The 23,986-nt window shown below is 55.6% G+C and carries 23 protein-coding genes and 1 riboswitch; of the genes, 3 read left to right on the forward strand and 20 right to left on the reverse strand.

The window, feature by feature from the left end; genetic code table 11:
* Positions 1-239: 239 nt before the first annotated feature.
* Positions 240-497 (reverse strand): YuzB family protein, encoded by a 258-nt coding sequence (locus HRQ60_RS20245; RefSeq protein ID WP_172199467.1) that lies wholly within the window; start codon positions 495-497, stop codon positions 240-242.
* A 203-nt stretch (positions 498-700) separates the two neighbouring features.
* Here HRQ60_RS20245 and HRQ60_RS20250 point away from each other — a divergent pair, with 203 nt between their 5' ends.
* On the forward strand, positions 701-946 hold the full coding sequence (locus HRQ60_RS20250; RefSeq protein ID WP_172199470.1) for a NifU family protein: 246 nt from the start codon (positions 701-703) through the stop codon (positions 944-946).
* Positions 947-1,163: 217 nt separating this feature from the next.
* On the opposite strand, the gene HRQ60_RS20255 is transcribed toward HRQ60_RS20250, so the two are convergent.
* The 17 genes from HRQ60_RS20255 to HRQ60_RS20335 form a co-directional block, all read right to left on the reverse strand.
* Complete coding sequence (locus HRQ60_RS20255; RefSeq protein ID WP_172199472.1) at positions 1,164-2,015, reverse strand: MetQ/NlpA family ABC transporter substrate-binding protein; 852 nt, start codon at positions 2,013-2,015, stop codon at positions 1,164-1,166.
* Positions 2,016-2,049: 34 nt separating this feature from the next.
* The gene (locus tag HRQ60_RS20260) at positions 2,050-2,721 is read right to left on the reverse strand and encodes a methionine ABC transporter permease (protein ID WP_172199474.1); all 672 of its coding nucleotides are present in this window, start codon (positions 2,719-2,721) and stop codon (positions 2,050-2,052) included.
* Positions 2,718-3,734 carry an ATP-binding cassette domain-containing protein gene (locus HRQ60_RS20265; protein ID WP_172199476.1) on the reverse strand — a complete coding sequence of 339 codons (1,017 nt, stop codon included), beginning with the start codon at positions 3,732-3,734 and terminating at the stop codon, positions 2,718-2,720. Before HRQ60_RS20265 ends, HRQ60_RS20260 begins: the two co-directional genes overlap by 4 nt.
* 208 nt (positions 3,735-3,942) lie before the next feature.
* Positions 3,943-4,085: riboswitch (SAM riboswitch) on the reverse strand.
* A 298-nt stretch (positions 4,086-4,383) separates the two neighbouring features.
* Complete coding sequence (locus tag HRQ60_RS20270; RefSeq protein ID WP_172199477.1) at positions 4,384-5,289, reverse strand: COX15/CtaA family protein; 906 nt, start codon at positions 5,287-5,289, stop codon at positions 4,384-4,386.
* Positions 5,290-5,554: 265 nt separating this feature from the next.
* Entirely contained in the window at positions 5,555-5,905 is a 351-nt protein-coding gene (locus HRQ60_RS20275) for a thioredoxin family protein (RefSeq protein WP_172199478.1), read from the reverse strand.
* A 120-nt stretch (positions 5,906-6,025) separates the two neighbouring features.
* Entirely contained in the window at positions 6,026-7,648 is a 1,623-nt protein-coding gene (locus HRQ60_RS20280; protein WP_172199479.1) for a putative polysaccharide biosynthesis protein, read from the reverse strand.
* 47 nt (positions 7,649-7,695) lie between these two features.
* A complete protein-coding gene (locus HRQ60_RS20285) occupies positions 7,696-8,175 on the reverse strand; it encodes a DUF456 domain-containing protein (protein WP_172199579.1) in 480 nt (159 codons plus the stop codon).
* A 49-nt stretch (positions 8,176-8,224) separates the two neighbouring features.
* Entirely contained in the window at positions 8,225-9,055 is an 831-nt protein-coding gene (locus HRQ60_RS20290) for a Cof-type HAD-IIB family hydrolase (RefSeq protein ID WP_172199480.1), read from the reverse strand.
* 272 nt (positions 9,056-9,327) lie between these two features.
* Positions 9,328-10,302 (reverse strand): Gfo/Idh/MocA family protein, encoded by a 975-nt coding sequence (locus HRQ60_RS20295; RefSeq protein ID WP_172199481.1) that lies wholly within the window; start codon positions 10,300-10,302, stop codon positions 9,328-9,330.
* A 161-nt stretch (positions 10,303-10,463) separates the two neighbouring features.
* Positions 10,464-11,342: a metal ABC transporter permease gene (locus HRQ60_RS20300; RefSeq protein ID WP_281358148.1), complete on the reverse strand. Its 879-nt coding sequence runs from the start codon at positions 11,340-11,342 to the stop codon at positions 10,464-10,466.
* Positions 11,339-12,283, reverse strand: a complete 945-nt coding sequence (locus tag HRQ60_RS20305; RefSeq protein WP_172199483.1) for a metal ABC transporter permease — start codon at positions 12,281-12,283, stop codon at positions 11,339-11,341. The genes HRQ60_RS20300 and HRQ60_RS20305 overlap by 4 nt, the downstream gene beginning before the upstream one ends.
* A gap of 88 nt (positions 12,284-12,371) precedes the next feature.
* Positions 12,372-13,154 carry a metal ABC transporter ATP-binding protein gene (locus tag HRQ60_RS20310; RefSeq protein ID WP_172199485.1) on the reverse strand — a complete coding sequence of 261 codons (783 nt, stop codon included), beginning with the start codon at positions 13,152-13,154 and terminating at the stop codon, positions 12,372-12,374.
* Between the two features lie 34 nt (positions 13,155-13,188).
* Entirely contained in the window at positions 13,189-14,136 is a 948-nt protein-coding gene (locus tag HRQ60_RS20315; protein ID WP_281358149.1) for a metal ABC transporter solute-binding protein, Zn/Mn family, read from the reverse strand.
* Positions 14,137-14,399: 263 nt separating this feature from the next.
* On the reverse strand, positions 14,400-16,436 hold the full coding sequence (locus HRQ60_RS20320) for a peptidoglycan D,D-transpeptidase FtsI family protein (protein WP_172199487.1): 2,037 nt from the start codon (positions 16,434-16,436) through the stop codon (positions 14,400-14,402).
* 71 nt (positions 16,437-16,507) lie between these two features.
* Positions 16,508-18,592 (reverse strand): peptidoglycan D,D-transpeptidase FtsI family protein, encoded by a 2,085-nt coding sequence (locus HRQ60_RS20325; RefSeq protein ID WP_172199490.1) that lies wholly within the window; start codon positions 18,590-18,592, stop codon positions 16,508-16,510.
* A 45-nt stretch (positions 18,593-18,637) separates the two neighbouring features.
* The gene (locus HRQ60_RS20330; protein ID WP_172199493.1) at positions 18,638-19,762 is read right to left on the reverse strand and encodes a transglutaminase domain-containing protein; all 1,125 of its coding nucleotides are present in this window, start codon (positions 19,760-19,762) and stop codon (positions 18,638-18,640) included.
* A 58-nt stretch (positions 19,763-19,820) separates the two neighbouring features.
* A complete protein-coding gene (locus tag HRQ60_RS20335) occupies positions 19,821-20,258 on the reverse strand; it encodes an ATPase (protein WP_172199496.1) in 438 nt (145 codons plus the stop codon).
* A 219-nt stretch (positions 20,259-20,477) separates the two neighbouring features.
* On the opposite strand from HRQ60_RS20335, the gene HRQ60_RS20340 reads away from it, so the two are divergent.
* Positions 20,478-20,882 carry a toprim domain-containing protein gene (locus HRQ60_RS20340; RefSeq protein ID WP_172199499.1) on the forward strand — a complete coding sequence of 135 codons (405 nt, stop codon included), beginning with the start codon at positions 20,478-20,480 and terminating at the stop codon, positions 20,880-20,882.
* 84 nt (positions 20,883-20,966) lie between these two features.
* On the opposite strand, the gene cyoE is transcribed toward HRQ60_RS20340, so the two are convergent.
* Positions 20,967-21,851, reverse strand: a complete 885-nt coding sequence (gene cyoE / locus HRQ60_RS20345) for a heme o synthase (RefSeq protein WP_425501728.1) — start codon at positions 21,849-21,851, stop codon at positions 20,967-20,969.
* 282 nt (positions 21,852-22,133) lie between these two features.
* Between cyoE and HRQ60_RS20350 the strand changes: the two genes are divergently transcribed.
* Positions 22,134-22,340, forward strand: coding sequence for a hypothetical protein (locus tag HRQ60_RS20350; protein ID WP_172199505.1), 207 nt, complete (start codon positions 22,134-22,136; stop codon positions 22,338-22,340).
* Between the two features lie 248 nt (positions 22,341-22,588).
* Here HRQ60_RS20350 and trpS read toward each other — a convergent pair whose 3' ends face one another.
* Positions 22,589-23,575, reverse strand: a complete 987-nt coding sequence (gene trpS / locus HRQ60_RS20355) for a tryptophan--tRNA ligase (RefSeq protein WP_172199508.1) — start codon at positions 23,573-23,575, stop codon at positions 22,589-22,591.
* Positions 23,576-23,986: the final 411 nt, after the last annotated feature.

Genomic DNA, 23,986 nt, shown 5'->3' on the forward strand with positions numbered 1-23,986 from the left:
CAACGGGAAGTCACGGCTTGGGAAGTCGAGCGTAACCAGAACCAAAAATCGATCCAATGGCATTTCACAACTGAGCAGGCTAGAGGAAAGTTGCGACATCTCTATCCTAAAATCTAATCCGGTCAAGGTACTAGTCTAATCCAGCTTCCCGATTGCAACACGCGACCGTAACGAACTTTCTCCGGAGCCCGCCCCACCGCCTCCAAACGAACAGGATTCCCCGAGCGCAGCCTGAGCGCTCAGTCCAAATCCAACGAAGCCCAAGGATCTTCTTCGTTCATCTTCTCGTCGATCGCTTTCTCCAGCGCTTCTACCGTATCGGCTTCGACGATCTCGCTGTTGACCATCGCATACGGACCGTAGTCGCATTGACCGCAGTTGCCGAGGCAGCCGTATTCGATCACATCGTATTCCGGGTTTCTTTCCAGTTTATCGAACAGTTCCTGCGTGCCGTGATGCATATTGCTCGCACAGAACTCGATAATCGGTCTGATCATGATTTTCTCACCTATTCTTATTTATTCTCAGCCGCATAACGGCAAACATGTAATGATCCTTTAATTTTCGATCCATTTATATTATAATACAAGAGAGACTTTTGCAAAGTTGATTTCTTTTTCATCCATTTGCAGAATAATTCTCCGAAGTGGTTACGCCGTTATGACTGTACGCTTCAAACATTTGAGAGGAGCTGACTATAATGAGTGAAAGTGCACAACTTGAAATGTATGATGAGGTATCCGATGTGCTGGACAAACTGCGTCCTTTCCTGCAGCGCGACGGCGGAGACGTTGAATTGGTTGACGTTGAAGACGGCATCGTGAAGCTGAAGCTGGTCGGTGCTTGCGGCAGCTGCCCAAGTTCCACGATCACGCTGAAAGCCGGTATCGAACGCGCCCTGTTCGAAGAAGTCGAAGGCGTGAACGAAGTTATCCAAGTCTTCTAAGACGGGCCTTCGGTTCGTATACAAGATTTCGTTTCGCTGCGGCGAACATGGAATGAGAGCGTCGAATCTTCGGATTCGGCGTTTTTGTTTGCCCTATTTTTGTTTGTCCTTTTGACGGGATCCCGAATCTCGCCAAAAAAAGTCCCGTTCTCCATTAGGAGTCCGGGACTTTTTACGATAATCGATAGATCTCAATCGGCGGTTCAGCCGTTCGCGCTTAGAAAGCCGGGATGATCTCGCCTTTGTACTCTTCTTGAATGAACGTTTTGGTATCTTCCGAGTTCAGAGCCGCGATCAGCTTCTTGATGGCATCGGAATCTTTGTTGTCTGGACGAGTAACAAGCAGGTTGGCGTAAGGCACGTCGCTGTCTTCTTTGAACAGGGCATCTTCGCCCGGGGACAGATCGGCTTCAAGTGCGTAGTTGGCGTTGATCATACCCAGGTCGACTTCGTCGAGCTGACGGGGAATCGCTGCGGCTTCGATCGGCAGGAACTTCAGGTTCTTGGTGTTCTCTGTCACGTCGCGCTCGGTCGATGTGATGTCCGCGCCTTCTTTGAGCTTGATCAGGCCTTGTTTCTCGAGCAGCAGCAGCGCGCGCGCCGTGTTGGTCGGGTCATTCGGAATTGCGACCGTTGCGCCGTCAGCCAGCTCGTCGATCGATTTGATTTTTTTGGAATAGCCTGCGAAAGGTTCGATGTGTACGGAAGCTACGCTGACCAGATCGGTTCCGTTCTTCTCATTTTGCACATCCAGGTAAGATTGGGTTTGGAAGAAGTTCGCATCCAGCGATTTCTCGGCCAGCTGCGTATTCGGCAGGATGTAGTCCGAGAATTGGACGATTTCCAGGTTCACGCCTTCTTTTTCCAGAGCGGGCTTGATGTGCTCCAGAATGACGGCGTGAGGTACGGGAGAAGCGCCGACTTTGAGCGTAACCGCTTCGGTAGAAGCCGCGTCGCCGGCAGCCGGTTCCTTGTCTGTAGAAGCCGTAGTGCCGCTGTTACTGTTGCCGCATGCGGCCAACAGAGCGACGAGCGAAAGCGTGAGTACTGCGAGAATCCATTTTTTCATTGTGTTTCTCCCCTTTTGTTCACTATTTTATATTTTATTTCCGGGTAAAATGAAGGACCAGACGATCGCCGATCATCTGGATGATCTGTACCATCAGGACAATGAGCACAAGGGATACGAGCATAACGGCCGTCTCATAGCGGTAATAACCGTAGTTGACCGCAAGCGTTCCGAGGCCTCCGCCCCCGACCAGACCCGACATGGCGGTGTAGGAGATCAAGGCGATCACCGTTACCGTGAAGCCCGCGATGAGGCCAGGCAGCGATTCGCGCAGGATGACTTTGTATACGACCTGCCAGGTGGAAGCGCCCATCGATTGGGCCGCTTCGATCACGCCGCGATCCACTTCGCGCAGCGCGGTCTCGACGAGCCTCGCAAAGAACGGAGCGGCGCCGATGACGAGAGGCGGAATCATGCCCCGTACGCCGATCGAAGTGTTGACGATTTCCTTTGTGATCGGGATCAACGCGATGATCAAGATGATGAACGGGACGGAACGCAGGATGTTGACGATCACCGACAGGATGCTGTACAGCACCCGCAGCATGTACGACGACGAACGCGCCCACAAGAACAATACGATGCCGAGCGGAAGACCGATAAGCAGCGTGAACAGGCTGGAATAACCGAGCATCTGGAGCGTTTCGATCGTGGCTTTGCCGAACTCGTCCCAGTTGACTTGCGAAAAATCGAGTTTGCCGTTCATTGCAGTTCCTCCACTTCAAGCCGTTGTTCGGTAAGCCGCCGCAGCGTGTTGTTGATCGAATCCGTATCGCCTTCAAAGCGAACCACCAGCTGCCCGTAAGGGGTGTCTTTGATGCGCGAGATCGTGCCCTGAAGAATGGCGAAGTCCACTCCCGTTTCCTTGACTGTCTGCGAGAGGGTCGATTCATACGTCAATTCTCCGATAAACGTCACTCTGACCGTTCGCGAAGACGGAACATGTACGGCGCGGATCGCTTCTTCGAACATCTCTCCTCCTTCGGACTCCCGCTTGATGAAGTCGCGGGTAATCGCTTCTCTCGGCTTCAGGAATACCTCGATAACGGGTCCCTGTTCCACGATAATGCCGCCGTTGATCACGGCCACTTTGTCGCAGATGCTCTGAATGACGTGCATTTCATGCGTAATGAGCACGATGGTCAAACCGAGCTTGCGATTGATATCGAGCAGCAGGCGCAGAATCGAGTCGGTGGTCTGCGGATCAAGCGCGGATGTCGCTTCGTCGCACAGCAGGACGCGCGGATTGGGTGCAAGCGCCCGGGCGATGCCGACTCTTTGCTTCTGTCCGCCCGACAGCTGGGCCGGATACTTCTTCGCGTGCTCGGTCAGTCCCACCAGCTCAAGCATTTCTTTGACCCGGCGGTCGATCTCGGCACGCGGCATCCGTTCAAGGCGCAGCGGGAAAGCGACGTTGTCGTAGACGGTTGCCGACGACAGCAGATTGAAATGCTGAAAGATCATGCCGAGCTTCCGGCGTTCGCGCTGAAGCTGTCTTTTGCCGAGGCGGGTGATTTCGGTCTCGCCAATCCGGACAGAGCCGCTTGTCGGCTGCTCCAGCATATTGATACATCGGATCAGGGTACTCTTGCCGGCTCCCGAATGTCCGATGATCCCGAAGATTTCGCCTTGTCCGATCTCCAGATTGATTCCGTTCAATGCGGTGGCCGACTTGCCCCGCGTGGTGTAGGTCTTGACCAGATTTTTAATGGTAATCACTCGGTTGTTCCTCCTACTTGGGGGCCGCCCTAGGGCGTGGCCTGCCCACTTTATGCTCCGCGTTGATGTCTTAAAGCCGGTTGTTAATGCAAATCGCCGATCGAGCCCGATTCTTCGCTGTGCAAGGAAGAACCTGCGATGTCCGAATAAATCAAAGAGCCCTTTTTGGTTAGACAAAAAGGGCTCGCATCGTATGCGTAGAGTCACCTTCTCATCTGCCAGAACCCGCCTTGCAGTTCTGTAGGAATTAGCACCATGACACCCTGACGCGACGTCTGTTTCGTGACGTTCGTGTGCAGGATCGGTTGCCGGGCTTCATCGGGCCTGTCCCTCCGCCTCTCTCGATAAGAAAAAATCTGAGATATCTAATTGGAAAGCTTGGGATTACAGAAATTCGAAAACATCGAACCGAAATCCTTAACTCAGTATATTCAGTTTGACACGTTTTGTAAAGGTTTCTTATGAAAATTTTCATGGATTTCTTCCTTAACGCTTGTCTTGCAACCGCGGACAAAATGTCTGCACAAAAAAGAAGCCTCCGCAGAGACTTCTTGGCCGTTCCGTACTTTTCCAACCATTCGCCCTGCTGAAATGCCCGCCTGCCCGCTTAAAAAATGATCCGTTCCGGGTAGACTTTTGTTCCGCATATTCAGGCCTGGACGGTGTCTTTGACGCGCACGGCGGCTTCTTCCCCGGCCGGAATCCGGCTGAGCTCCCAGGTACGGATACTCATGAAGCACAGGAACGCAAACAGGAAATCCGTAATGAGCGTATGCAGCATCGGCGCGAACATATAGTATTCGCTGCCAAGCGCCACCAGATTCAATATGCCGCTGAGCGGCAGGGCGATCATCAGCACAATGACGATCATCCCGAGCTTCCGAATATCCGGAATATGCGAATAGTTGCGAACCGCCATATGACCGATCATCAAGACGAAGATCAGCAGCAGCGCGGAAGCGATATGCAGAATGACCGAGACTTTGGCTAATTCCGTATGGCTGACCAGCGCGCCGGTATAAACGACCGCATAAGTGAACACCGCCGAGAATACGGTCAGATTGCGCGTGCGCTTGCTGACCCGCTGCGAGGCAGGAGGCGCCTGATAATGATCCAGGCTGCCTGCCCTGCGAACGGACAGCGCCAGCACAAGCGCACTTGCGAAAGCGATCAGGGCGAAACCGAAGTGCAGGGCCATAATCGCAGGCGACTGCGAGAAGACGACGGCAAGCGCGCCCATGACAGCCTGCACGATCACGAAGAAAGCCATGATCGCGGCATAAACTTGAAAATCACGCCGTTTGCGCGCCCAGATCAGAAACGCGACGAGCGTCGCAAGCGCCAGCAGCCCCGCGATGCCCGCCGTCAACCGGTGCGTATACTCGATCAGCGAACCGATCGTCGTTCCCGGCACGAACTTGCCGTGGCAGAGCGGGAACTCGCGTCCGCATTCGAGACCGGAACCCGTTCTCGTCACGACTACGCCGTTGAACGAGACGAGCAGCATGATCATGCAGGAAGCGTAGCTCAACCATTTCAATATCTTATACTGCAAAATGTTCACCGCCGATTCGAAAAGTAATGGGAGACATTCCCGGTACCGCGAATACGGCGGTCTCCGAAACGTCTTTTCTTTTATTATACCGGAAATGGGTCCGAGTTAAGAATCGCGTTTGTGACAAATAATGTTCAAATCAAATCCATATTTGCTGATTATCCGGCCTTTTTTTATGACTTTCTTCACTGAATCGCGAATGTACCGAGTCATTCCCGCCAAAAAAGCCCACTGCGGCAGTCTGCCGCAGCGGGCTGCGCCGGATTTAGTTCCGGCCGGCCAGCTGGCTGTGCACTTCGGCGGCGCGATCGAGGAAAGTCTCGATCTCGGCACGCGATTTGCGGGCTTTGTTTACGAAACGAATCAATTCTTTGCCGTTCGAAAAAGCAACGAAGCTCGGAATTCCGAGAATGTTCAGCTCCTGGCTGACTTCCTCGACTTCTTCGACATCGACCTGAATCAGGTTAAGTTGGTCTTTGCGCTGCTCTTCCACTTCCGGCATAAACGGATCGATAAAGTGGCAGTCTCCGCACCAGTCGGCGCGGAATACGGCTACGGTCAGTCCCGGACTTGCGATTTCCCGATCAAAATCGGCTTTGGTACGAATTTGCTGCATGCTTATTCTCTCCTTTGATTTTCGATTCAGGCATTAAGGCCGGTTTCTTTATTTTACCCCAATTCCGCCCCGGAATCATCCGAAGCCGCGGTCAAGCCGCCGAACCCGGATACGGCCAAATCAGCCGCGCTGCAGACGCATCAGGGGACGCAGTACCTTTTGCAGCGGACGCGGATACGTACCCAGCTCGTCGCGGCGGATGACCCGAAGGATCACCAGCAGCACCAGGTAGATCGAAGGCACGATGACCCCGATCGCACAGCAGGCAATGAAGAAGGCCAGGCGCGGATGCATAAACGCGGTCATCCAGCTGCCCAGCTCGCTGAGACCGAAACTGGCCGCGGCGATAATCATGCAGGTTGCGATAAATGCCGGCCAGCGATTGCCCAGCACCGAGAACGAGACGATTTTGCGCAGCGTATGCAGGTTGAGCAGCGTGATCACGAGGAAGCAGACCCCGGTCATGCCGATGATCCCGTAAATCCCGTAATTTCCGAGCAGCGGAGCCAGCGCAAAACTGCCGGCCAGCTTCACGACCAGGCCGATCGCCACGTGCACCATCGAGCGGCGGGCCAGATTCATGCCCAGCAGCATCGAGTTGCTGACCATCATCGTAATCTGGAAAATGGTACCGATCGTCAGCACGGCGATGATGCCCGCTCCGTCCAGCGTACTGAACAGCAGACCGTTGACCGAATACGCGGCGCAGCCGAGCGCCAGCACGATCGGCATCCCCGTCAGCGTGGCGACGCGCATGGCAAGCGTCACCTGCTGCTGCAGATGCTGCGTGTCCTTGCGGGCAAAAGCCGCCGAGATAATCGGAATAAGCGACGTACTGAGCGCGATCGCAAGAATCGGCGGAATACCGGCGACACTCTGCGCGCGGCTGCCCAGAATACCGAGCTGCATGGTTGCCATCGCGTCGCCGATCTGTCCGATCAACAGCGGCTTGATAATCGTCGTATCGATAAAGTTGATCGCCGGCACGGCGAGCGCCGTCAGTACGATCGGAATCGACAGTTTGAAAATATCTCCGTAAATCTGGCCGAGCGGAATCGTTTGATCATGACGATTAATCAGCGTGCGGCCTTTTTTGCGTTCGTTCTTCGACAGCTTCACCGAAGCGAACAGCATGATCGCAAAAGCGCCCAGACTGCCCAGCACGCCGCCGAATGTGGCACCCGCGGCGATCGTTTCGCCGGGCTTGCCCATCTGCAGCAGGATGTAAGCGAGCAGAATCGCCGTGAAAACGCGGGCGACCTGTTCAATAATCTGCGAAACGCCGCCGACCGCCATCATATTGCGGCCCTGGAAGTAGCCCCGCATCATGGCGATGGTCGGGAACAGAATCAGGGCCGGCGCAAGCGCCCGGATGGCCGGGGTCGCTTCCGGCAGTTTGATGAGTGCCGTATACCACGGCGCAAAGATATACAGCAGCAGCGTGATGACAACACCCATCATGCCGGAGAACAGCAGAGCCGCGTAATAGATACGTCCCGCTTCCTGCGGCCGGTCCAGTGCGTAGCGCTCGGAGATCATCTTGCTCAGCGTACTCGGAATCCCCGCCGTCGCTACAGTCAGCAGCATCAGATACACATTGTTGGCGGCGCTGAACGACGCGTTGCCGACGCTTCCGAGCATATGTTCCAGCGGAATCCGCTGCACAAGGCCCAGCACCCGGGCGACGAGCGCAGCCGCCGCCAGAATAAGCGTCCCTTTGATAAACGATTCCTTTTTCGACAAAACCTATTCCCTTCTTTCCCCCGTAAAAAAAGCCGCAAGCGGCTTCTTTACACGATCCATATAATGAAGATGACAATCATGACAACCTGCAGAATCCCTTTGACGAGCGTACTGCTCAGCAGTCCGATCAATGCTCCCCAGCCTGCGCGCAGCGCCTGCTTGAAGTTCGACCCGTGAATCAGCTCGCCGATCACCGCCCCGATAAACGGACCGAGAATCAGACCGAACGCCGGAATGACAAACGGTCCGAGAATCAAGCCGACCGTACTGAGCTGGACCGACAGTTTGGAGCCGCCGAACTTCTTGGTCCCCCAGGCGCTCACTACGTAATCGGCTACGATCAGCGCGACGAAGATCACCGTCTGCATAATCCAGAACCAAACCGTCAGTTCGCCGAACGAGAAAAACCAGCCATAGACGAAAAAGGCGAAATAAATCGCGACCGCACCGGGCAGAATCGGGAAAATCAGTCCCGCCATTCCGACGATAAACAGCGCAATCACCAGTACCCAACCCAGTATATCCAATGCTACCATGCCAGGCCCTCCCCGGATTTTCCTTTAGTGCCGCCGATCCTCAAGCCGACGGATCGTCTTCGCGCCCGATTGCGGGAGCCGGTGCCTGCGAAGCCGATACGTCCGTTTCGGTCTCCTCGAACTCCATACCGTCCAGCAGATACTCGCGAATCACCTGCACGATGCCGTCCTCGTTATTGCTTGCCACCACGATATCGGCCATCTGCTTGACCGCGTCCTGGGCATTGCCCATCGCAACGCCGAGTCCTACCGCTTCAATGACCGCGATATCGTTCATGCTGTCTCCGACGGCGATAACCTGCTCCATCGTGATATCCAGCAGTTCGCATACCTGCGCGATTCCGCTCGCTTTGGAGATGCCTTCCGGATTGATCTCCAGATTCTCCATCGACGAATTCGTAATCTGAAGTCCGCCCATATCCTGAAGCCGCATCAGAATCCGGTGCAGCACTTCGCGGTCGGACGTATTGTAACCGAACTTCAGCCATTCCTTGTCTTCGAGCGTATCCGTCCACTGATCCCGGTTGTACAAACGTTCCGTCGTGTAGGCCCAGAACCAGACGCCGAACTCTTCGGCCAGCGCATGCATGTTCCGGACCGACTCTACATCCATCAGCGCGCGGTAATGCAGCTGGTGCGGCGCTTTCCACACTTCGCTTCCGTTTACCGTCACCATCGGCGTCTCGAGTCCCAGCTCTACCGCGTACGGCAGGGCGTGCATGGCGGCGCGGCCCGTAGACAAACAAACGTGGAATCCTTCCTTAATCGCCCGGCGAATCCATTTGGCCGTCTCTTCCGAGACTTGATGGTCGTCGTTCAGCAGTGTTCCGTCCATATCGAGTGCAAGCAGCTTGTAATCGTAGCTCGTCATTCTTTTGCCCCTTTCAAAACGTGTTGGCTCTCGCCATTCTATCACAATTCCATTCGGGCTCCAAAGCCTCCCTGCCGCCGAAAAAAGAGGGCAGCGCTGTTTGTCGCTCCGGCTGATGCCTCTTTCGAACTTCCGTACGCGAAACGGCAAAAAGCCCATCTCCCGGCAGAGCCGGAAACGGGCTTGAGTCAGAGCGGCAAATCCAACTCCGGGCTGCGCAAACGGCCGAAGCCGAAGCATGTGCCCCGGCCAGCTGCGGCCAAACGTACGGATTACAGCTTCATGCTGCGGCCGGACAGCGCCGACTGCAGCGCGGCGAACGTCACTTCCTGCGTTTTGCAGGCATCCGCGTAGTCGGAACGGATCCGCGAAGAATCGCCGGTCCGCAGCGCATGCAGGAACGCTTCCGTCTGCCGTACATAAGGATCGCTTTCTTCGGCGAAAACATGTTTCTCTTCGGCGCGCGTCGCGCTCAGATGGCCCGGTGTCCACTCCCACAGCCCTTCCCGCGCATAAAAAGACAGTCCCGCCTGACCGACGCCCGCAGGCAGCACGCAGGTGTTCGAAATGCTGGCAACGGCGCCCGATTTCATCTTGAGCGTGACCGTTCCGATATCGTGTACATTGGTCTGCTCCCATTCTTCTTCGGGAAAACGGCTTGCATACACCGCCTGCACCTCGTCCACTTCGCCGGCGCAGTAGCGCAGCAGATCCACGATGTGCGTCGTCTGCTCGATGAACTGTCCGCCCGACTGCTCTTGTCTGCGCCACCATTTGGCCTGCGGCATATCGCCCATCCACATGCCTGTCGCCATGCCGATCCGCCCCGGATGCAGCGCTTCGCGCAGACGATCCACATTATCCTGATAGCGGAAATGATAGCCGACCGACGTGATCAGCTCCGACGATTTCAAGCGCATGAACCCGAGGATATCCTGCGGGACTTCGGCGTCCGTACCCAGCGGCTTTTCGACCAGAAAAGGGATGCCCCGTTCGATCAGCTCGCGTTCGATCTCCCCGTGCGCCATGGGCGGTACACAAATATAGACGGCGTCGAGCTGCTGGCGATCCGCCATTTCGGATACGCTTTCATAGCCGGAAGCGTCGTAGCGGATCCCGAACACTTCCCCCTTGTTTTTGCTGCTGCCGACGATGCCCGCAATCTCCACACCTTCCGCCGCTACAAGAATATCCGCGTGCTTGCCCGCAAACCATCCCGTTCCCACGATTCCGATCTTCAGTGTCATGCGCTCCAACCCCTTTTCTCTCCGCCGGCCGATCCGGCTGTTCTCGGTTCTAGCGTACCACGATTTTTCCGCAAAAATCCACTTTATCCGCCCCCGCCCCGCAGTGCTCAAAAAAGCGCCTTCCCGAAAAGGGAAGACGCCCAGCTTGGATCCGCCCGCTTTTACAAAACGCCTGCCGTTTCGCGTTTGCGCGCGAACTTGACGATCAGGCCGTGCGACGGGGAGAAGATCAGGGTCAGGATGAACAAGATGCCGGCCATGGACACGATGCAGCCCGCGATCGACGCGTCCAGCAGATAAGAGACCAGGTAACCGCCGACTGCCGACACGATGCCGACCGCGACGCTCAGACCGATCATAACGCCCAAACGGTTCGTCAGCAGATAAGCCGTCGCCGCCGGAATAATCAGCATTCCGACCACCAGAATGGCACCGACGCTCTCAAAAGAAGAAACAGCCGTCATCGAGACCAGGCCCATCAGCAGATAATGGAACAGCAGGACCGGAATCCCGCACGCCGCCGCCATCGCCGGATCGAATGCACAGATCTTGAACTGTTTGTAGAACAGTCCGACCAGCAGGAGAATGACGGTAAGCGTGATCCCCAGCATCCAGACGGCCCTCGGCCCCATTTCGGTTCCTCCAAGCGTCCATGTATCCCAAGGAACGTAAGCGATCTCGCCGAACAGGACGCAGTCCAGATCCAGATCGATATGCTGGGCGTTCAGACTGATCAGCAGGACCCCCACCGCGAACAGCGCGGTAAACACGATACCGATCGAAGCGTCCGACTGCAGGCCGGAGGTCTGCAGCGTCTGAATCAGGAATACGGTAAGCAGACCGAATGCGGTCGCGCCGAGAAGCATCCACATGGAGTCGCGCGTGCCGCTCATCAGAAACGCGATCGCGATACCCGGCAGCACGGCATGGCTGATTGCGTCTCCTACCAGCGCCATCCGCCGCAGGATGAGGAAACATCCCAGAATCGAGCAGGCGCTTGCAACCAGTACGGCCGTAAGAATAATCCAGAAATCCATCATTTTCGGCTTCCTCCTTCCGCGGCGTTAAGCGCTCCGCGTTCCGCCGAACGGGCGTAATCGGCTTTGAGTATACGGCGGCGCAGCCCGCGGGAGATCAATCCCCGGCCCGGAGCCAGCAGCAGCGACAGCACGAACAGCAGCGTAGCCGCCAGCACCGTCACGGGTCCTGTCGGAATGCCTTCTCCGAGTGTACTGACCGCCGCGCCGGCGGCTCCGCTTACAGCCCCGAACAAGCCGGCATAGAGCAGCATGACCGGCAGGCGGTCCGTCCAGTAACGTGCGGCTGCGGCAGGCGTAATCAACAGCGCCGCCACCAGCACCACGCCGACCGCCTGAATACCGGCGGCTACGGCGATCGTCGTCAGAATCAGCATGGCATGCTCCAGCAGCCCAACCGGCAGGCCGATTCCCCGGGCGAAGCCCGGATCGAAGCTGATCAGCTTGAATTCTTTGAACAGCAGCATCGCCGCCAGGATCAGCAGAACGGAGACGCCCATCAGCAGATAGACGTCGCCTGTAACCATAGCGGCCGCCTGGCCGAACAAATACTTGTCCAGGCCGCTCTGACTGCCGCTTCCGCTGTGCTGAATATGCGTCAGCATGACGGTTCCGACGCCGAAGAAGAACGTGAGCACGATGCCCATCGCGGCATCGGACTTAATACGCGTCCAGCGCGAGATAGCGCTGACGCACAGAACCGCCGCGATACCGGCAAACAAAGCGCCCAGCAGAAACAGCGAAGCCGATTTTACTTCATGCAGCATAAAAGCGACGCAGACACCGGGCAGTGCCGCGTGCGCCAGCGTATCTCCCAGCAGGCTTTCCCGGCGCAGAAAAGTAAAGCTGCCGATCACGCCGCTGCCGAGCCCAAGCAGGGTGCAGCCCAACAGAATCCAGCGCGTATTCGGATCGCTCCAGAGCGAGATTAACCAATCGAGCATCGTTCATTCCTCCTTGCCCGCTGTTTCCTGGCATATTCGTATGCAGTCTGCGGGTTCTGCGGCCGTTCGTTCGAACCGAACCGCGCCTTCATTCGCCGACCAGCGCTTCCCGGCCGCTCGAGCTGACGATCGCAAGTTTGCCTCCGTAGGTCTCGTGCAGCAGCTGCGGCGTAAAGGTCGTCTCGACAGGACCCGCGGCAATCAGTTTTTTGTTGAGCAGCAGCACATGGTCGAAATACTCTTCCACGGTCGACAGGTCGTGATGCACGACCAGGACCGTCTTGCCGGCGCGCTTCAGTTCGCCGAGCAGCGCGATGATCGCTTTCTCCGTTGCGGCGTCGACACCGGCGAACGGCTCGTCCATGACGTACAGATCCGCTTCCTGCGCCAGTGCCCGGGCCAGAAAGACGCGCTGCTGCTGCCCGCCGGACAGCTGGCTGATCTGGCGCCTTGCAAAGTCGGCCATCCCCACTTTCTCGAGTGTGTTCATCGCCAATTCTTTTTCTTTGCGGCCCGGACGTTTGATCCAGCCCAGATGGCCGTAGCGGCCCATCATCACCACGTCCAGCGCATCCGTCGGAAAGTCCCAATCGACCGATTCCCGCTGCGGGACATAACCGACGCGGCTGCGCATCTTTTTGTACGTATCGCCGTAGATCGCGACAGAGCCGGAGATCGAAGGCACCAATCCGAGCACGGCCTTGAGCAGCGTCGACTTGCCCGCTCCGTTGGGCCCGATCAAAGCGACCAGCCTGCCTTCCGGCAGGGTAAAGCTTACATTTTCAACTACGGCTTTTTTCTGATAAGCGACCGTCATGCCGGTTACGCTGAGCGGCGCAGAGGCCGTTTCCCGCTTCGTTTCCCTGTTCATGTTCGTGTATCCTCCTCCGGTGTCTCCGTTGGTATTATTTCAAGGCTTCCGCGATCGTATCGGCGTTATGCCGAATCATTCCCAGATAAGTGCCTTCCTGCGTTCCCGGTTCGCCCATGGCGTCGGAGAACAATTCCCCGCCGATCACCACTTCATGTCCCTGCTGGGCGGCCCCCGCTACGATCGCTTCCATCGAACGGGCCGGCAGGCTCGATTCGACGAATACGGCTTGGATCCCACGTTCAACCAGATAATCGCGCAGCGCGCTGACGTCACGGGCTCCGATCTCGGCCGCCGTGCTGATCCCCTGCAGTCCGACCACTTCCACGCCATACGCCTGACCGAAGTATCCGAACGCATCATGGGCCGTGACCAGCACGCGTCCCTGATCCGGAATCTCCAGCATGCGTTCCCGCACGTAGGCATCCAGCTCTTCAAGCTCCCGCAGATAGCGTTCGCCCTGCTCGCGGTAAGCCGCTTCGTTTGCCGGATCTTCTGCAATAAGCGTATCGCGCACCGATTCGGCCGCCGTCTGCCAGAGATTCACATCGAACCACACATGCGGATCGAATTCTTCGCTGCCTTCCGAGCCGAGCAGACGGTCTTTGGGCATACGCTCCGTAACCGCGACAACCGTTTTCTGCTGCGCCATTTTCTCCAGGATGCGCTCCATATTGCCTTCCAGGTGCAGACCGCCGTAGAAGACGATCTTCGCCCGGTCCAGCTTGCGGATATCTCCCTGCGAGGCCTTGAACAAATGGGGATCCACGCCCGGTCCCATCAGCGTCGTCACTTCGACGTGGTCGCCGCCGATTTCCCTTGCCGCATCGCCGATCATGCCGGTGGTTGCCGTGACGAGCACTCTTCCATCTTCGCTTGTCCCCTGCGCATTTCCGCTGCCGGAGCAGCCCGCCAGCAGAGCCATAAGCAGCAGGGCCGGCAGCCTCAACCTTATTCGTGTACGTTTCTTATCCGTGTGCATCGCGGTCTCCTTCCCGAATCGGCCCGATATCGGGTTCTCCGATTTTTCTCTGTAAACTTTTCCATACGCTAAATTGTTTTCTTGGTGACTCTTTATTTCTTCGCACTAAAAATGTTTCCTTAGGGCAAATTTTAAGATAAAAAAAGGCAGAATGCAAGCCCCGTCGAAACTTCTACGTGAAAAAAATAGCAAAAAGCCCGCTTTCCGTAGAAAGCGGGCTTTTTGCACGGCAGAAACTTTCCTGCCCAAATCGGTAAAAAAGTTTATTCGCCGTTCGCTGCTGTCTCGCCATCGGCATTTGGGGTTTCTTCTTTCTTCGGAGTACCGTCAAGCCCGTACTCTTCGTCGTAAGCGTCGAAGATCGCGCGTGCAATCGGCGCAGCGCTCTCCGAGCCAAATCCGCCTTCCGGCACCATAACGGCGACGGCAAGCTTTGGATTTTCGCGCGGAGCGTAGGCGATAAATACGCCGTTGTCGAACAGGTTAGGCTTGGTGCCCTGTGTAGACGTACCCGTTTTCCGGGCAAAATCATAACCGAAGTCCCCGAACGAAGCATCCACTTCGGTCCGCATTCCGTTCTGAACGATCTGCCAATACTTATCCGGGAAGGATACTTCGTCCAGCACCTTCGGTTTGATTGGCTTAACGAGCTTATCCTCGGAATCGGTAATCTTGCTAACCAGATGCGGTTCAATACGCTTGCCCTTATTAGCGAGCATCGCCGTATACTGGGCCAACTGCATCGTGGTATATCTGCCTTTTTGACCAAAAGACGCAAACACCATCCGGGACAGCGGACTGCCGCTGCCTTCCGTCTCGGTCAAGTAGTCGGCTTTGCCTGCCCATTCGTCCGGCAGATCGACTCCCGTCTTGACGCCGAGACCGAACTTTTTCATATACTCGTCCCAAATATTCAGGGACTTGGCGCCGTCGCGCAGGAAAAAACGTTCGCCAATCATTTTAACCATAAAGGTATTGGAAGACTTTTCGATCGCACGGCTTGGTCCCATGCCTCCGTAAGCATGACCGCCCGCGTTGCGGATCTTGTCGGAACCTTTGCCATATTCCGCAATGCCGGTATCTTCGTAATACGTATTCGGCGTAATCAAACCTTCTTCCAGCCCAATCAGTACGCTGAGCGGCTTGATCGTCGAACCGAGATAAACGACGGATTCCGCTTTCTTCCCCGTGTCATTCGTCGGTTTCGAACGGATCGCCCCGTTCAAATAGGCATATTCACTATCATGGTAATCGGCATCGCTGATCGATCCGGTCCGGTAAACATTGGGATCGAAATCCGGCATATTCGCCATGGCGACCACTTTGCCGGTGTCGATTTCCATCGCAACAGCCGAAGCAGAGATCGCTTTCGGCAGCTTCCGAAGCTGGTTTCTCATCGCTTCTTCCGTTGTTTGCTGAACGTTTTTGTTGATCGTGCTCCAAATGTTATACCCTTTTACCGGAGGCACGACCTCTTCGACTCCTTGCGCCGTATTCTGCGCATCGACCCCGATCTTGCGGTATCCATTTTTGCCCCGCAGCTCTTCCTGGTACTGCTGCTCCAGACCGAAATATCCAACCGTTTCGTTCTCGGTATACTGAAGACCCTGATCTTCCTGCTTTTTCAGGTTTGCGGCAATGTTTTTGTAATAATCGACGTTATCCAGAACCGACCCGAAACGTTTAACGTAACCGATCGTCTGAACCGCGACCATATCGTCATCGTAGCGACGGGTCGTTTCCTCGGCCACTTCAAAAGTCAGCAGTCCTTTGTACTTGTTTTTGTTTTCTTTGAAATACGCGATCTCATCGTCGCTCAGATCCGTTTTGGCCAACCGATGGGAATAGCCGAAATTTTTCTTGTTGTCGACATCAAGCTGTTTGACTCCGATCCAGTCTTTCAACACCGGATTCGGCACGTTCGTCTTCCCTTTCTTCTTGAACACGCCCAGGATCTCGGTAAGCGCCGTATCCAGCTTCGGCCGATTCTTCAACCCTTCGCCTTCGCTGAAGTCCTGCTCGAACGTAATGTACAGCGACTGCGTAGGCTCCGAGTAAGCCAGCTTCGCTCCGTCCGCCGAAAAGATCGTGCCGCGGACCGGCTTCATCGGAATATCCTGCGTAGCGCGTTCTTCGGCTTCCTTCTGAAGCCTTGGGGCTTCTACGAACTGCAGGGCGGCCGTGCGCACAATAATGATGGCAAATACGACAAATACGGTGAAAAAGAACAGGCTCATCCGAACGTTGAAACTTCGGCGTTTGCGGAAATCGTCCTGCTCTTCTCTAGACCAGATTCTCATCCCATCCTCCTTCGTCGGCGAAGGGCGCTCTTCGGTAGAGCGCCCTTCGGGGTTCCGAAATTTGTTGGTTCTTACGGATTTTGCACAGCGGCTCCGTCCACCGGAGTGCCGTCTTCATTCGTTTTGGGCTGCAGCTTCTTCGGATTGCCGTCCAGGCCGTACTCGTAATCGTATGCATCGAAGATCTTGCGCGCAATCGGCGCCGCACTCTGGGAGCCGAAGCCGCCTTCCGGTACGACAACCGCCACGGCGAGCTTCGGGTTATCGCGCGGAGCGTAAGCGATGAATACGCCGTTATCGATATCGATACCGCGTACACGCTGCGTGGATGTGCCCGTTTTCCGTGCATAGTCGTAAGGGAAATCGTCAAATGTTCCTTTTAATTCGGTGTTCATGCCTTTTTGAATCAAATTCCAATATTCGTCCGAATACTCGGCTTTATTCAGTACTTCGCGTTTGGCTGTAAGGATCGTTTTGCCCTCAGCGTTCGTGATTTTGTCGACAATTTGCGGCTTCAGCCGCTCGCCGCGATTGGCCAGCATGACCGTATACTGCGCCAGCTGCATCGTCGTATACTTGCCTAGCTGTCCGAATGAAGACATCGCCGAACGCGTAAGCAGACTTTCATTTTTGTTCGTATAGTCGATCGTACCGGCTTGTTCTCCCGGCAGATCGATCTTGGTCGGCACACCAAGACCGAACTCTTTCATACGCTTGTCCCAGACATCAATGACTTGGGATCCATATTTGTCCAGCAGCTTCTTGCCGACCATATCAATCATGAACGTATTCGAAGACTTCTCGATCGCTATCATTGGATTAATGTTGCCCAGGAAGTGTCCGCCGGCATTTTTGATCCCTTTCTTGTCGGACTCGTTGAGATAGGTAATCCCTTTATCGTAATAATAGGTATAAGGCGTGAACAAGCCTTCTTTGAGGCCGATTAATACGCTGAGCGGTTTGATCGTCGAACCCATATATACGACGGATTCCGCTTTATTGCGCTGGTCGTCCGGCGCTTTGGCGCGAATCGTTCCGTTGATATACAGATTTTCGATCTCGTTGTAATGTTCCGTCGAGATCGAACCGGTATTGTAATAATTGGCATCGAAATCCGGCATGCTGGCCATAGAGACCACCTTACCCGTCTCTACCTCCATCGCCACGGCAAAGCCCGTCGATACGTACGGATGGGTCGCTTGAAGCGTCCGAATCTGGCTGGAGATCGCTTTTTCCGTTTCCGTTTGGACATACTTATTGATGGTCATCCATATGTTGTCTCCCTTTTCGGGAGCCACAATCACTTCGGTTCCGCCTTCTTTGGCCATACTCTGCGGCGTGATTTCAATACGCTTGTATCCGTTCTTCCCGCGCAGCGTTTCTTGGAACTGCTGCTCCAGGCCGTAATATCCAACGATTTCTTCTTCTAGATACTGCAGGGTCGGATCGGACTGCTTCGACTGGTTTTTGAATATGGTCTGATACAACTCGAAGTTTTTGTTTTCTCGGACGGACCTGAATTTGGACAGATAACCAACCGTTTGTACCGCTACCGAGTCCGGGTCATACTCTCGGGTCGTCTCTTCGACAACCTCAAGCATCAGTACGCCTTTGAATTCGTTTTTGTGTTCCTTGAAATAAGCCACTTCGGCTTCGTTCAATTCCATTTTGATTTTGCGCGGCATGTAGCCGTAGTGACTGTTATTGTTCAGATCCAGCAGCCCTGCTTTTGCACCCTGTCCCACCATCTGCTCAAGGGTCGGCTGTTCTCCGTTCGGATTGAGCTCCTTGAACTTGGCCAGCAGCTGATTGACCACCTTTTTAAGTTCGGGACGGTTCTGAAGCCCTTTTTCGTTATTATCTCCGTAGTTCTTCAAAGGCGTCGCGTACAGCGTCTGAATCGGCTTGGAGTAAGCGATCGGAACGCCTTCCGCCGATAGGATGTTGCCGCGAACCGGCTGCATCGGAATATCGCGTGTTACCCGGCTGACCGCTTCCTGTTTCAGTTGGGGGCCTTCGACGAATTGAAGCATGGCTGTCCGGACGATGATCACGGAAAAGATGACGAATACGCTGAAAAAAAACAAATTGAGCCGCAGTCCGAAGCCGCGCTGACGGCGCATCTCGTTTTCCCGGTCTTTATCTTGCACTTTCATGGGCGCCTCCTCTTGATGTTCCTTGACCGCAGGGTCGTACCGTAGTTACAGCACACTCTGCTTGATATGGGTATCGGCGAAATTTTCGCGATCGAACCAATCTCCTCCGGATGCCCAGGTCGGATCGAGTTCGATCCAGCGCTGTTCATCCGGCAGATAGACTTCGTTCCAGGCATGCGAGCCGTAGCCGCCCCTGCCGTCTGACCCGAGTCCGGTTACGACACGGACCTGAAGTCCGGAGGAGCGGGCCATAACGGCATATAGGCGGGCATAATCGATACAGACGCCGCGGCGTGTATCGTACGTATCGCGCGGCGTCTGCTCGTGCCAGACGCCTTCGTTCTCATACGCGCCGACTTTGTCGTAATCGTACCGGATCCGGCTTCCGACCCAGTCGTACAGCTTCTGGGCTTTTTCTTTCTCGTTGCCCGTTCCCGCAATCCGTACAGCGGCCTGTGCGATATCGGCCGGAATATTCCGGTCGATCGCTTCGTATTTCCGCTGCAGGATTCCGTCCAGTTCTTCGGCGGCCGACGCGGTCAGTACCGGCAGTTTGCCGCTGATCCAGTCGCCCGCCGCCGGTTCGAATACGTGCTGGGACACGGCGCGATACACCGGCGAAGCTTCGGTATAAGGGCTCACCGGACTTTTGGGCAGCAAAGAGACAATGACGAACAGCAGCGCCAGCAGCAGCAGGCTTCTCCAGACTCCGGCCACCAGGCCAAGCCCGGCTCCTCCGACCCGGTCCATGAACGTTCCGCCGCTGCGGCGTTTGCCTTTTCTCTTCGGCGGTTCTTCCGTGGGCGTCCGCCATCTGCCCAACAGCGCAAGCGCCGCCAGACAAACCGGATAGATCAGCGCGAAGAGCAGCACAACCCGAAGCAGTGAAAATTCGGAAACAAAGCCAAGCAGCGAATATCCGATTCCCTTCCACTTCGGCAGCTCGCCGGCCGGCATGTCCAGCAGAGTCCGATCGGCCCAATCCCGCGCGTACGGCGATACCCATCCCGCGAGAAGCAGTGCGGCCAGAATGCTCAGCACCCGCAGCAGCAGCCGTCCGACCATGCTTCCGAGGCCCGCCGCCATCCTTTTGGTTCCAAGTACGGAGCCGTGAACAACCGATAGCAGCAGGACCGCCAACAGCAGCAGACTGAGAAGATCCATATTCATCGGGAAACCCACCTCCCGACTATTGGACGCGCGGACCGTGTGTGTTCCCTGCGCCGCCTCATTTGCGGCTCTGCGCCGCGCGGATCAGCGCATTCACCTGCTCGCCGCGTTCCCACTCGCCGAGAGGAACGCCGCGGTACGCGACTTTCACGACCGCCGCGTTCGGCCTGCCCTCCAGTTTCAGACTCGGCGTTTCTACCGTAAAAGAACCGTCCGCGGCTTTTTGGAACACAGCTTCCGACGCTTCGGATTTCAACATTTTCAAGGCTTCTCCCTGCAGCTTGGCTACCGCTTCGTCTTTTACACCCGCTGCCGTATCTTGGATTTGACCGAGCGATACTCCGCTGTAGACGACAAGCGCCACGACGATCACGATCGCAATTGCCCATTTCAGCATGGTTTTGATTATATTTATGACCAGCAGGACCGCTACCAGCGCGATGAGAAGAATCAGCCAGTTCTGCCTGGCGAATTCGAACCAGACTTCCGTATTCATTCAGGCCCAACCTCCGTTCTTCCTTCTTCATTCTTGGTTCTTCTTACGGCACCCGGCTCCATAGTTCCAGAGTCATCCGGCGCTTTTCAATTATACAGGAATAAAAGGCCCTCTGTCAGCTTTCGAAGGATTCTTGCCCCCGGGCTTTTGCATTCCGCTGCGCAGGCCGGTAAAATAAACAAAAACATGCGATCCTATTGCAGCAGGAGGCCAACCCTTATGCCGATTACCGTCATCGTAGAAGGCAAAAACGACCGCAGCAAGCTTCGGCGGCTGCTGGAAGAAAATATCCGGATTTTGTGCACGTTTGGTACCCCGAACTCCGCCAGGCTGGAGTCGCTGTATCGGGAAGCGCGCGACGACGAGGTCTTCTTGTTCCTCGATAACGATTCCTCGGGCCGGAAGATCCGGGCGCTGGTGTCCGATCTGTTTCCGGATGCGGACCATATGTATACGCGCCGCGGTTATGCCGGAGTCGAAGGCACGCCGGACGAGTATGTCGTTCAACAGTTGGAGAAAGCCGGGCTGGAAGAGTTTATCCGGTATCCCGAACTCATGCTCAAGCCGGAAGCGGAAATCGAGCGCCGCCGAAATCTTTCCGCGGATCGGACTCCTCCCTCTTAAGAAAAATCGGCAGCTCTGCACAAAAACAAAGCCGCCCTCCTCTCCGGTTGGAGCGAAGAACGGCTCTATAAGCGCCACATCCGATCAGTGCGCCGTATCGACAATCATCAGCAGGAAGGTCACCATCATATAGTAGATGGAATACATGAACACTTTTTTGCCCCATGCATCGGGATCCTGGCCTTTGGCCAAGCCTTTGACCGCAAAATACAGCCAAAGCACGGTAATCGCGACCGAAGCGGCCGTGAAGATCATGCCGACATAACCGTAGGCGTACATCAAGATCGGCACCGGAATCAGCAGCACGATATAAGGAAGCATCTGCCACTGGGTACGACGAATGCCTTTGACAACAGGCAGAATCGGGAATCCCGCTGCGCGGTATTCTTCGACCCGGCGGATGCCGAGTGCCCAGAAATGCGGCGGCTGCCACAGGAACATCCACAGGAACAGCAGAACGGCTCCTATATCGATGCGGTTGGTTACGGCGACGTAGCCGATCACCGGCGGCATGGCACCGGATATTCCGCCGAGCGACGTGCTCCAGGTCGATGTGCGTTTCAGCCACATCGTGTACAGGACCACGTAAGCGAACATGCCGATCGCCCCGCAGATGCCGGTCAGCACTCCGCAGAAACCGAACAAAATGGCCAGTCCCAGAACGCCCAGAACGATTCCGTAAGTCAGGACGACTCGCGGTGCGATTCGGCCGGTCGGCAGCGCGCGATTCTTGGTCCGTTCCATTTTGGTATCCATTTCGCGGTCGAGATAGTTGTTGAATACGCCGGATGCGCCGACGATCAGCATCGTGCCGGCCAGTGTCGCAATCAGATTGGCCCAGTTGATATTCCACTGCGAAGCCAACCAGAAGCCCGCGAGCGTCACGAACAGGTTGGAGCGCAGAATGCCCGGTTTGGCGAGTGTGACGAAATCTCTCCAGGTAATCCGCGTATCCGCGTCATCCGGGATAGGGGCGGCTTCCGAGGCTGCATAATTTAACGGTTTGCCCACGCTTGTAATTCCTCCTTTGGTGTTCCGATAAAGACTAAAATCGACCTTCAATAAGTCGAGAAAAGGCATCGCTATGAAATTTATCATATCAAAGCCCCCTTGGATTGCCAACGATTCCCGAAACAAGTTCGATAATTTGACAATTTCATGAGCTTTTCAAGACATTCTTCAAAAAAGATGTGGAATTTTCTTGGAAAGGGTATACTGAAACAAAGTCCAATTTAAAACGGAGGTTGTTCGATGAATAAAGGTCTTGCCTTGTGGTTTGCCGTATCCTCGATGGCTCTTATCACCCTCTGCGCGATCCTGATTAACGAAAGCGCATGGCTGGCTCTTGGAGTAGGGATTGTCGCTGTACTCAATATCGGCTGGGGATTTATTACCAAAGCCCGCATCCAGCGCAAAACGGGCACTGCCCAACCGCGTCAGGAAAAGCCGCTCGTCTAGTAGACGGACAGCGTTCGAAGCGAAGGTCGATGAACGGACCCGCTTTGCATCCGGATTCGGGCGACCGTCAAGCCGGCATTTGAGAGCGCTTGCTCAAGCCGGAACCGAACCGGTTTACCCGACAAGTCAAAAGCCGCCGCTTCGTCGATCGACGAGGCAGCGGCTTTTTGGTTTGTCCGCTTTGCTTCACTGGGCGTTTGCCCTTTTACATTTAAATGTAAGAATCCATTTGAAAAGGTGCGACCGGATCAACCTTTAGGCAGAAAACCCATCCGTTCGCGTACGCCCTTCATGGTTTCTTCGGCTACGGCTTCGGCACGTTCCGCGCCTTTGGCCAGAATCCGCTTGATTTCGCCCGATTCGCGGATCTCGTGGTAGCGCTGCTGCAGGGGTTCCAATACCGAGACGACGGCTTCGCCCAGTTCTTTTTTGAATGCGCCGTACATCTTGCCCTCGAAATGTTCCTGTACCTGCTGAAGCGTCTGGCCTGTACATTCCGCATAAATGCCCATCAGGTTGCTGACTTCCGGTTTGTTCGCCGGGTCGTAGCGTACTTCGCTGCCCGAATCGGTCGTCGCACGGCTGAACTTTTTGCGGATGACATCCGGCGGATCAAGCAGGGCAATATAACTGCCCGCGTTCGCGTTGCTTTTGCTCATTTTTTTGGAAGCGTCGTCCAGGCCCATCACCCGTGCGCCGACTTTCGGGATGTACGGTTCCGGCACGGTAAAGAAATCGCCGAAGCGGGAATTGAAACGGCCGGCCAGGTCGCGGGTCAGCTCGAGATGCTGCTTCTGGTCTTCGCCGACCGGAACCAGATCGGCCTGATACAGCAGAATGTCCGCTGCCATCAGCGAAGGATAGACAAACAGACCTGCTCCGACCGAGCCTTTGCCTTCGGACTTGTCTTTGAACTGCGTCATCCGCTCCAGCTCGCCCATTCCGGTCAGCGTCGTCATCAACCATCCGAGTTCCGCGTGCTGCGGGACATGGGACTGCATGAAGATATGGGCTTTCTCCGGATCGATTCCGGCTGCCGCATACAGGGTCGCCACCGATTCGGACTGCTCGCGCAGCGCGGCCGGATCCTGAGGGACCGTAATGGCATGCAGATCGACGACCGAGAAGAAACATTCGTGATCGTGCTGCAGGTTAACAAAATTCTTGATGGCCCCGATATAGTTGCCGATCGTCAGCTGACCGCTGGGCTGGATGCCCGATAAGACCTTTTTCATGATTATTGTTCCTCCGCTTCTGGTTGGTCCGCCGCGCACTGCGGCAGACTGTTTGAACGCAAAAAGGCCCCGCGTCCGCAAGGGACGTGAGACCGTGGTACCACCCTTATTCATCGATTAACCGTTTATCCGTTGTGCGGTATCGCACAGGATATTCCCAGGATAAACGGGTTTATCCGTTGTGCGGTATCGCACAGGATATTCCCAGGATAAACGGGTTTATCCCTTGTGCGTATCGCACAGGATATTCCCAGGATAAACGGGCGTAGGCTGTGCAACATGCACCGCATACACGTAACCGATCTTGAACGTTCCGGTAACGGAGAACGCAGGCCGGCCGGCCTATTGGGGAAGTTGGGCTTCCGGTTCGGCTCGGCGCTCAAGGGTCCATTCGGACAGGAGGCTTTCGCC

This window comes from Saccharibacillus qingshengii (assembly GCF_013185195.1).
Classification (GTDB): domain Bacteria; phylum Bacillota; class Bacilli; order Paenibacillales; family Paenibacillaceae; genus Saccharibacillus; species Saccharibacillus qingshengii.

Coding starts and splice junctions, on each gene's coding strand:
- HRQ60_RS20295 (WP_172199481.1), bottom strand. CDS start 10,302: ATGACACTGAAGATCGGAATCGTGGGAACGGGATGGTTTGCGGGCAAG.
- HRQ60_RS20245 (WP_172199467.1), bottom strand. CDS start 497: ATGATCAGACCGATTATCGAGTTCTGTGCGAGCAATATGCATCACGGC.
- HRQ60_RS20325 (WP_172199490.1), bottom strand. CDS start 18,592: ATGAAAGTGCAAGATAAAGACCGGGAAAACGAGATGCGCCGTCAGCGC.
- HRQ60_RS20340 (WP_172199499.1), top strand. CDS start 20,478: ATGCCGATTACCGTCATCGTAGAAGGCAAAAACGACCGCAGCAAGCTT.
- HRQ60_RS20320 (WP_172199487.1), bottom strand. CDS start 16,436: ATGAGAATCTGGTCTAGAGAAGAGCAGGACGATTTCCGCAAACGCCGA.
- HRQ60_RS20300 (WP_281358148.1), bottom strand. CDS start 11,342: ATGATGGATTTCTGGATTATTCTTACGGCCGTACTGGTTGCAAGCGCC.
- HRQ60_RS20275 (WP_172199478.1), bottom strand. CDS start 5,905: ATGCAGCAAATTCGTACCAAAGCCGATTTTGATCGGGAAATCGCAAGT.
- HRQ60_RS20310 (WP_172199485.1), bottom strand. CDS start 13,154: ATGAACAGGGAAACGAAGCGGGAAACGGCCTCTGCGCCGCTCAGCGTA.
- HRQ60_RS20260 (WP_172199474.1), bottom strand. CDS start 2,721: ATGAACGGCAAACTCGATTTTTCGCAAGTCAACTGGGACGAGTTCGGC.
- HRQ60_RS20350 (WP_172199505.1), top strand. CDS start 22,134: ATGAATAAAGGTCTTGCCTTGTGGTTTGCCGTATCCTCGATGGCTCTT.
- HRQ60_RS20290 (WP_172199480.1), bottom strand. CDS start 9,055: ATGACGAGCTACGATTACAAGCTGCTTGCACTCGATATGGACGGAACA.
- HRQ60_RS20335 (WP_172199496.1), bottom strand. CDS start 20,258: ATGAATACGGAAGTCTGGTTCGAATTCGCCAGGCAGAACTGGCTGATT.
- trpS (WP_172199508.1), bottom strand. CDS start 23,575: ATGAAAAAGGTCTTATCGGGCATCCAGCCCAGCGGTCAGCTGACGATC.
- HRQ60_RS20305 (WP_172199483.1), bottom strand. CDS start 12,283: ATGCTCGATTGGTTAATCTCGCTCTGGAGCGATCCGAATACGCGCTGG.
- HRQ60_RS20315 (WP_281358149.1), bottom strand. CDS start 14,136: ATGCACACGGATAAGAAACGTACACGAATAAGGTTGAGGCTGCCGGCC.
- HRQ60_RS20250 (WP_172199470.1), top strand. CDS start 701: ATGAGTGAAAGTGCACAACTTGAAATGTATGATGAGGTATCCGATGTG.
- HRQ60_RS20255 (WP_172199472.1), bottom strand. CDS start 2,015: ATGAAAAAATGGATTCTCGCAGTACTCACGCTTTCGCTCGTCGCTCTG.
- HRQ60_RS20330 (WP_172199493.1), bottom strand. CDS start 19,762: ATGAATATGGATCTTCTCAGTCTGCTGCTGTTGGCGGTCCTGCTGCTA.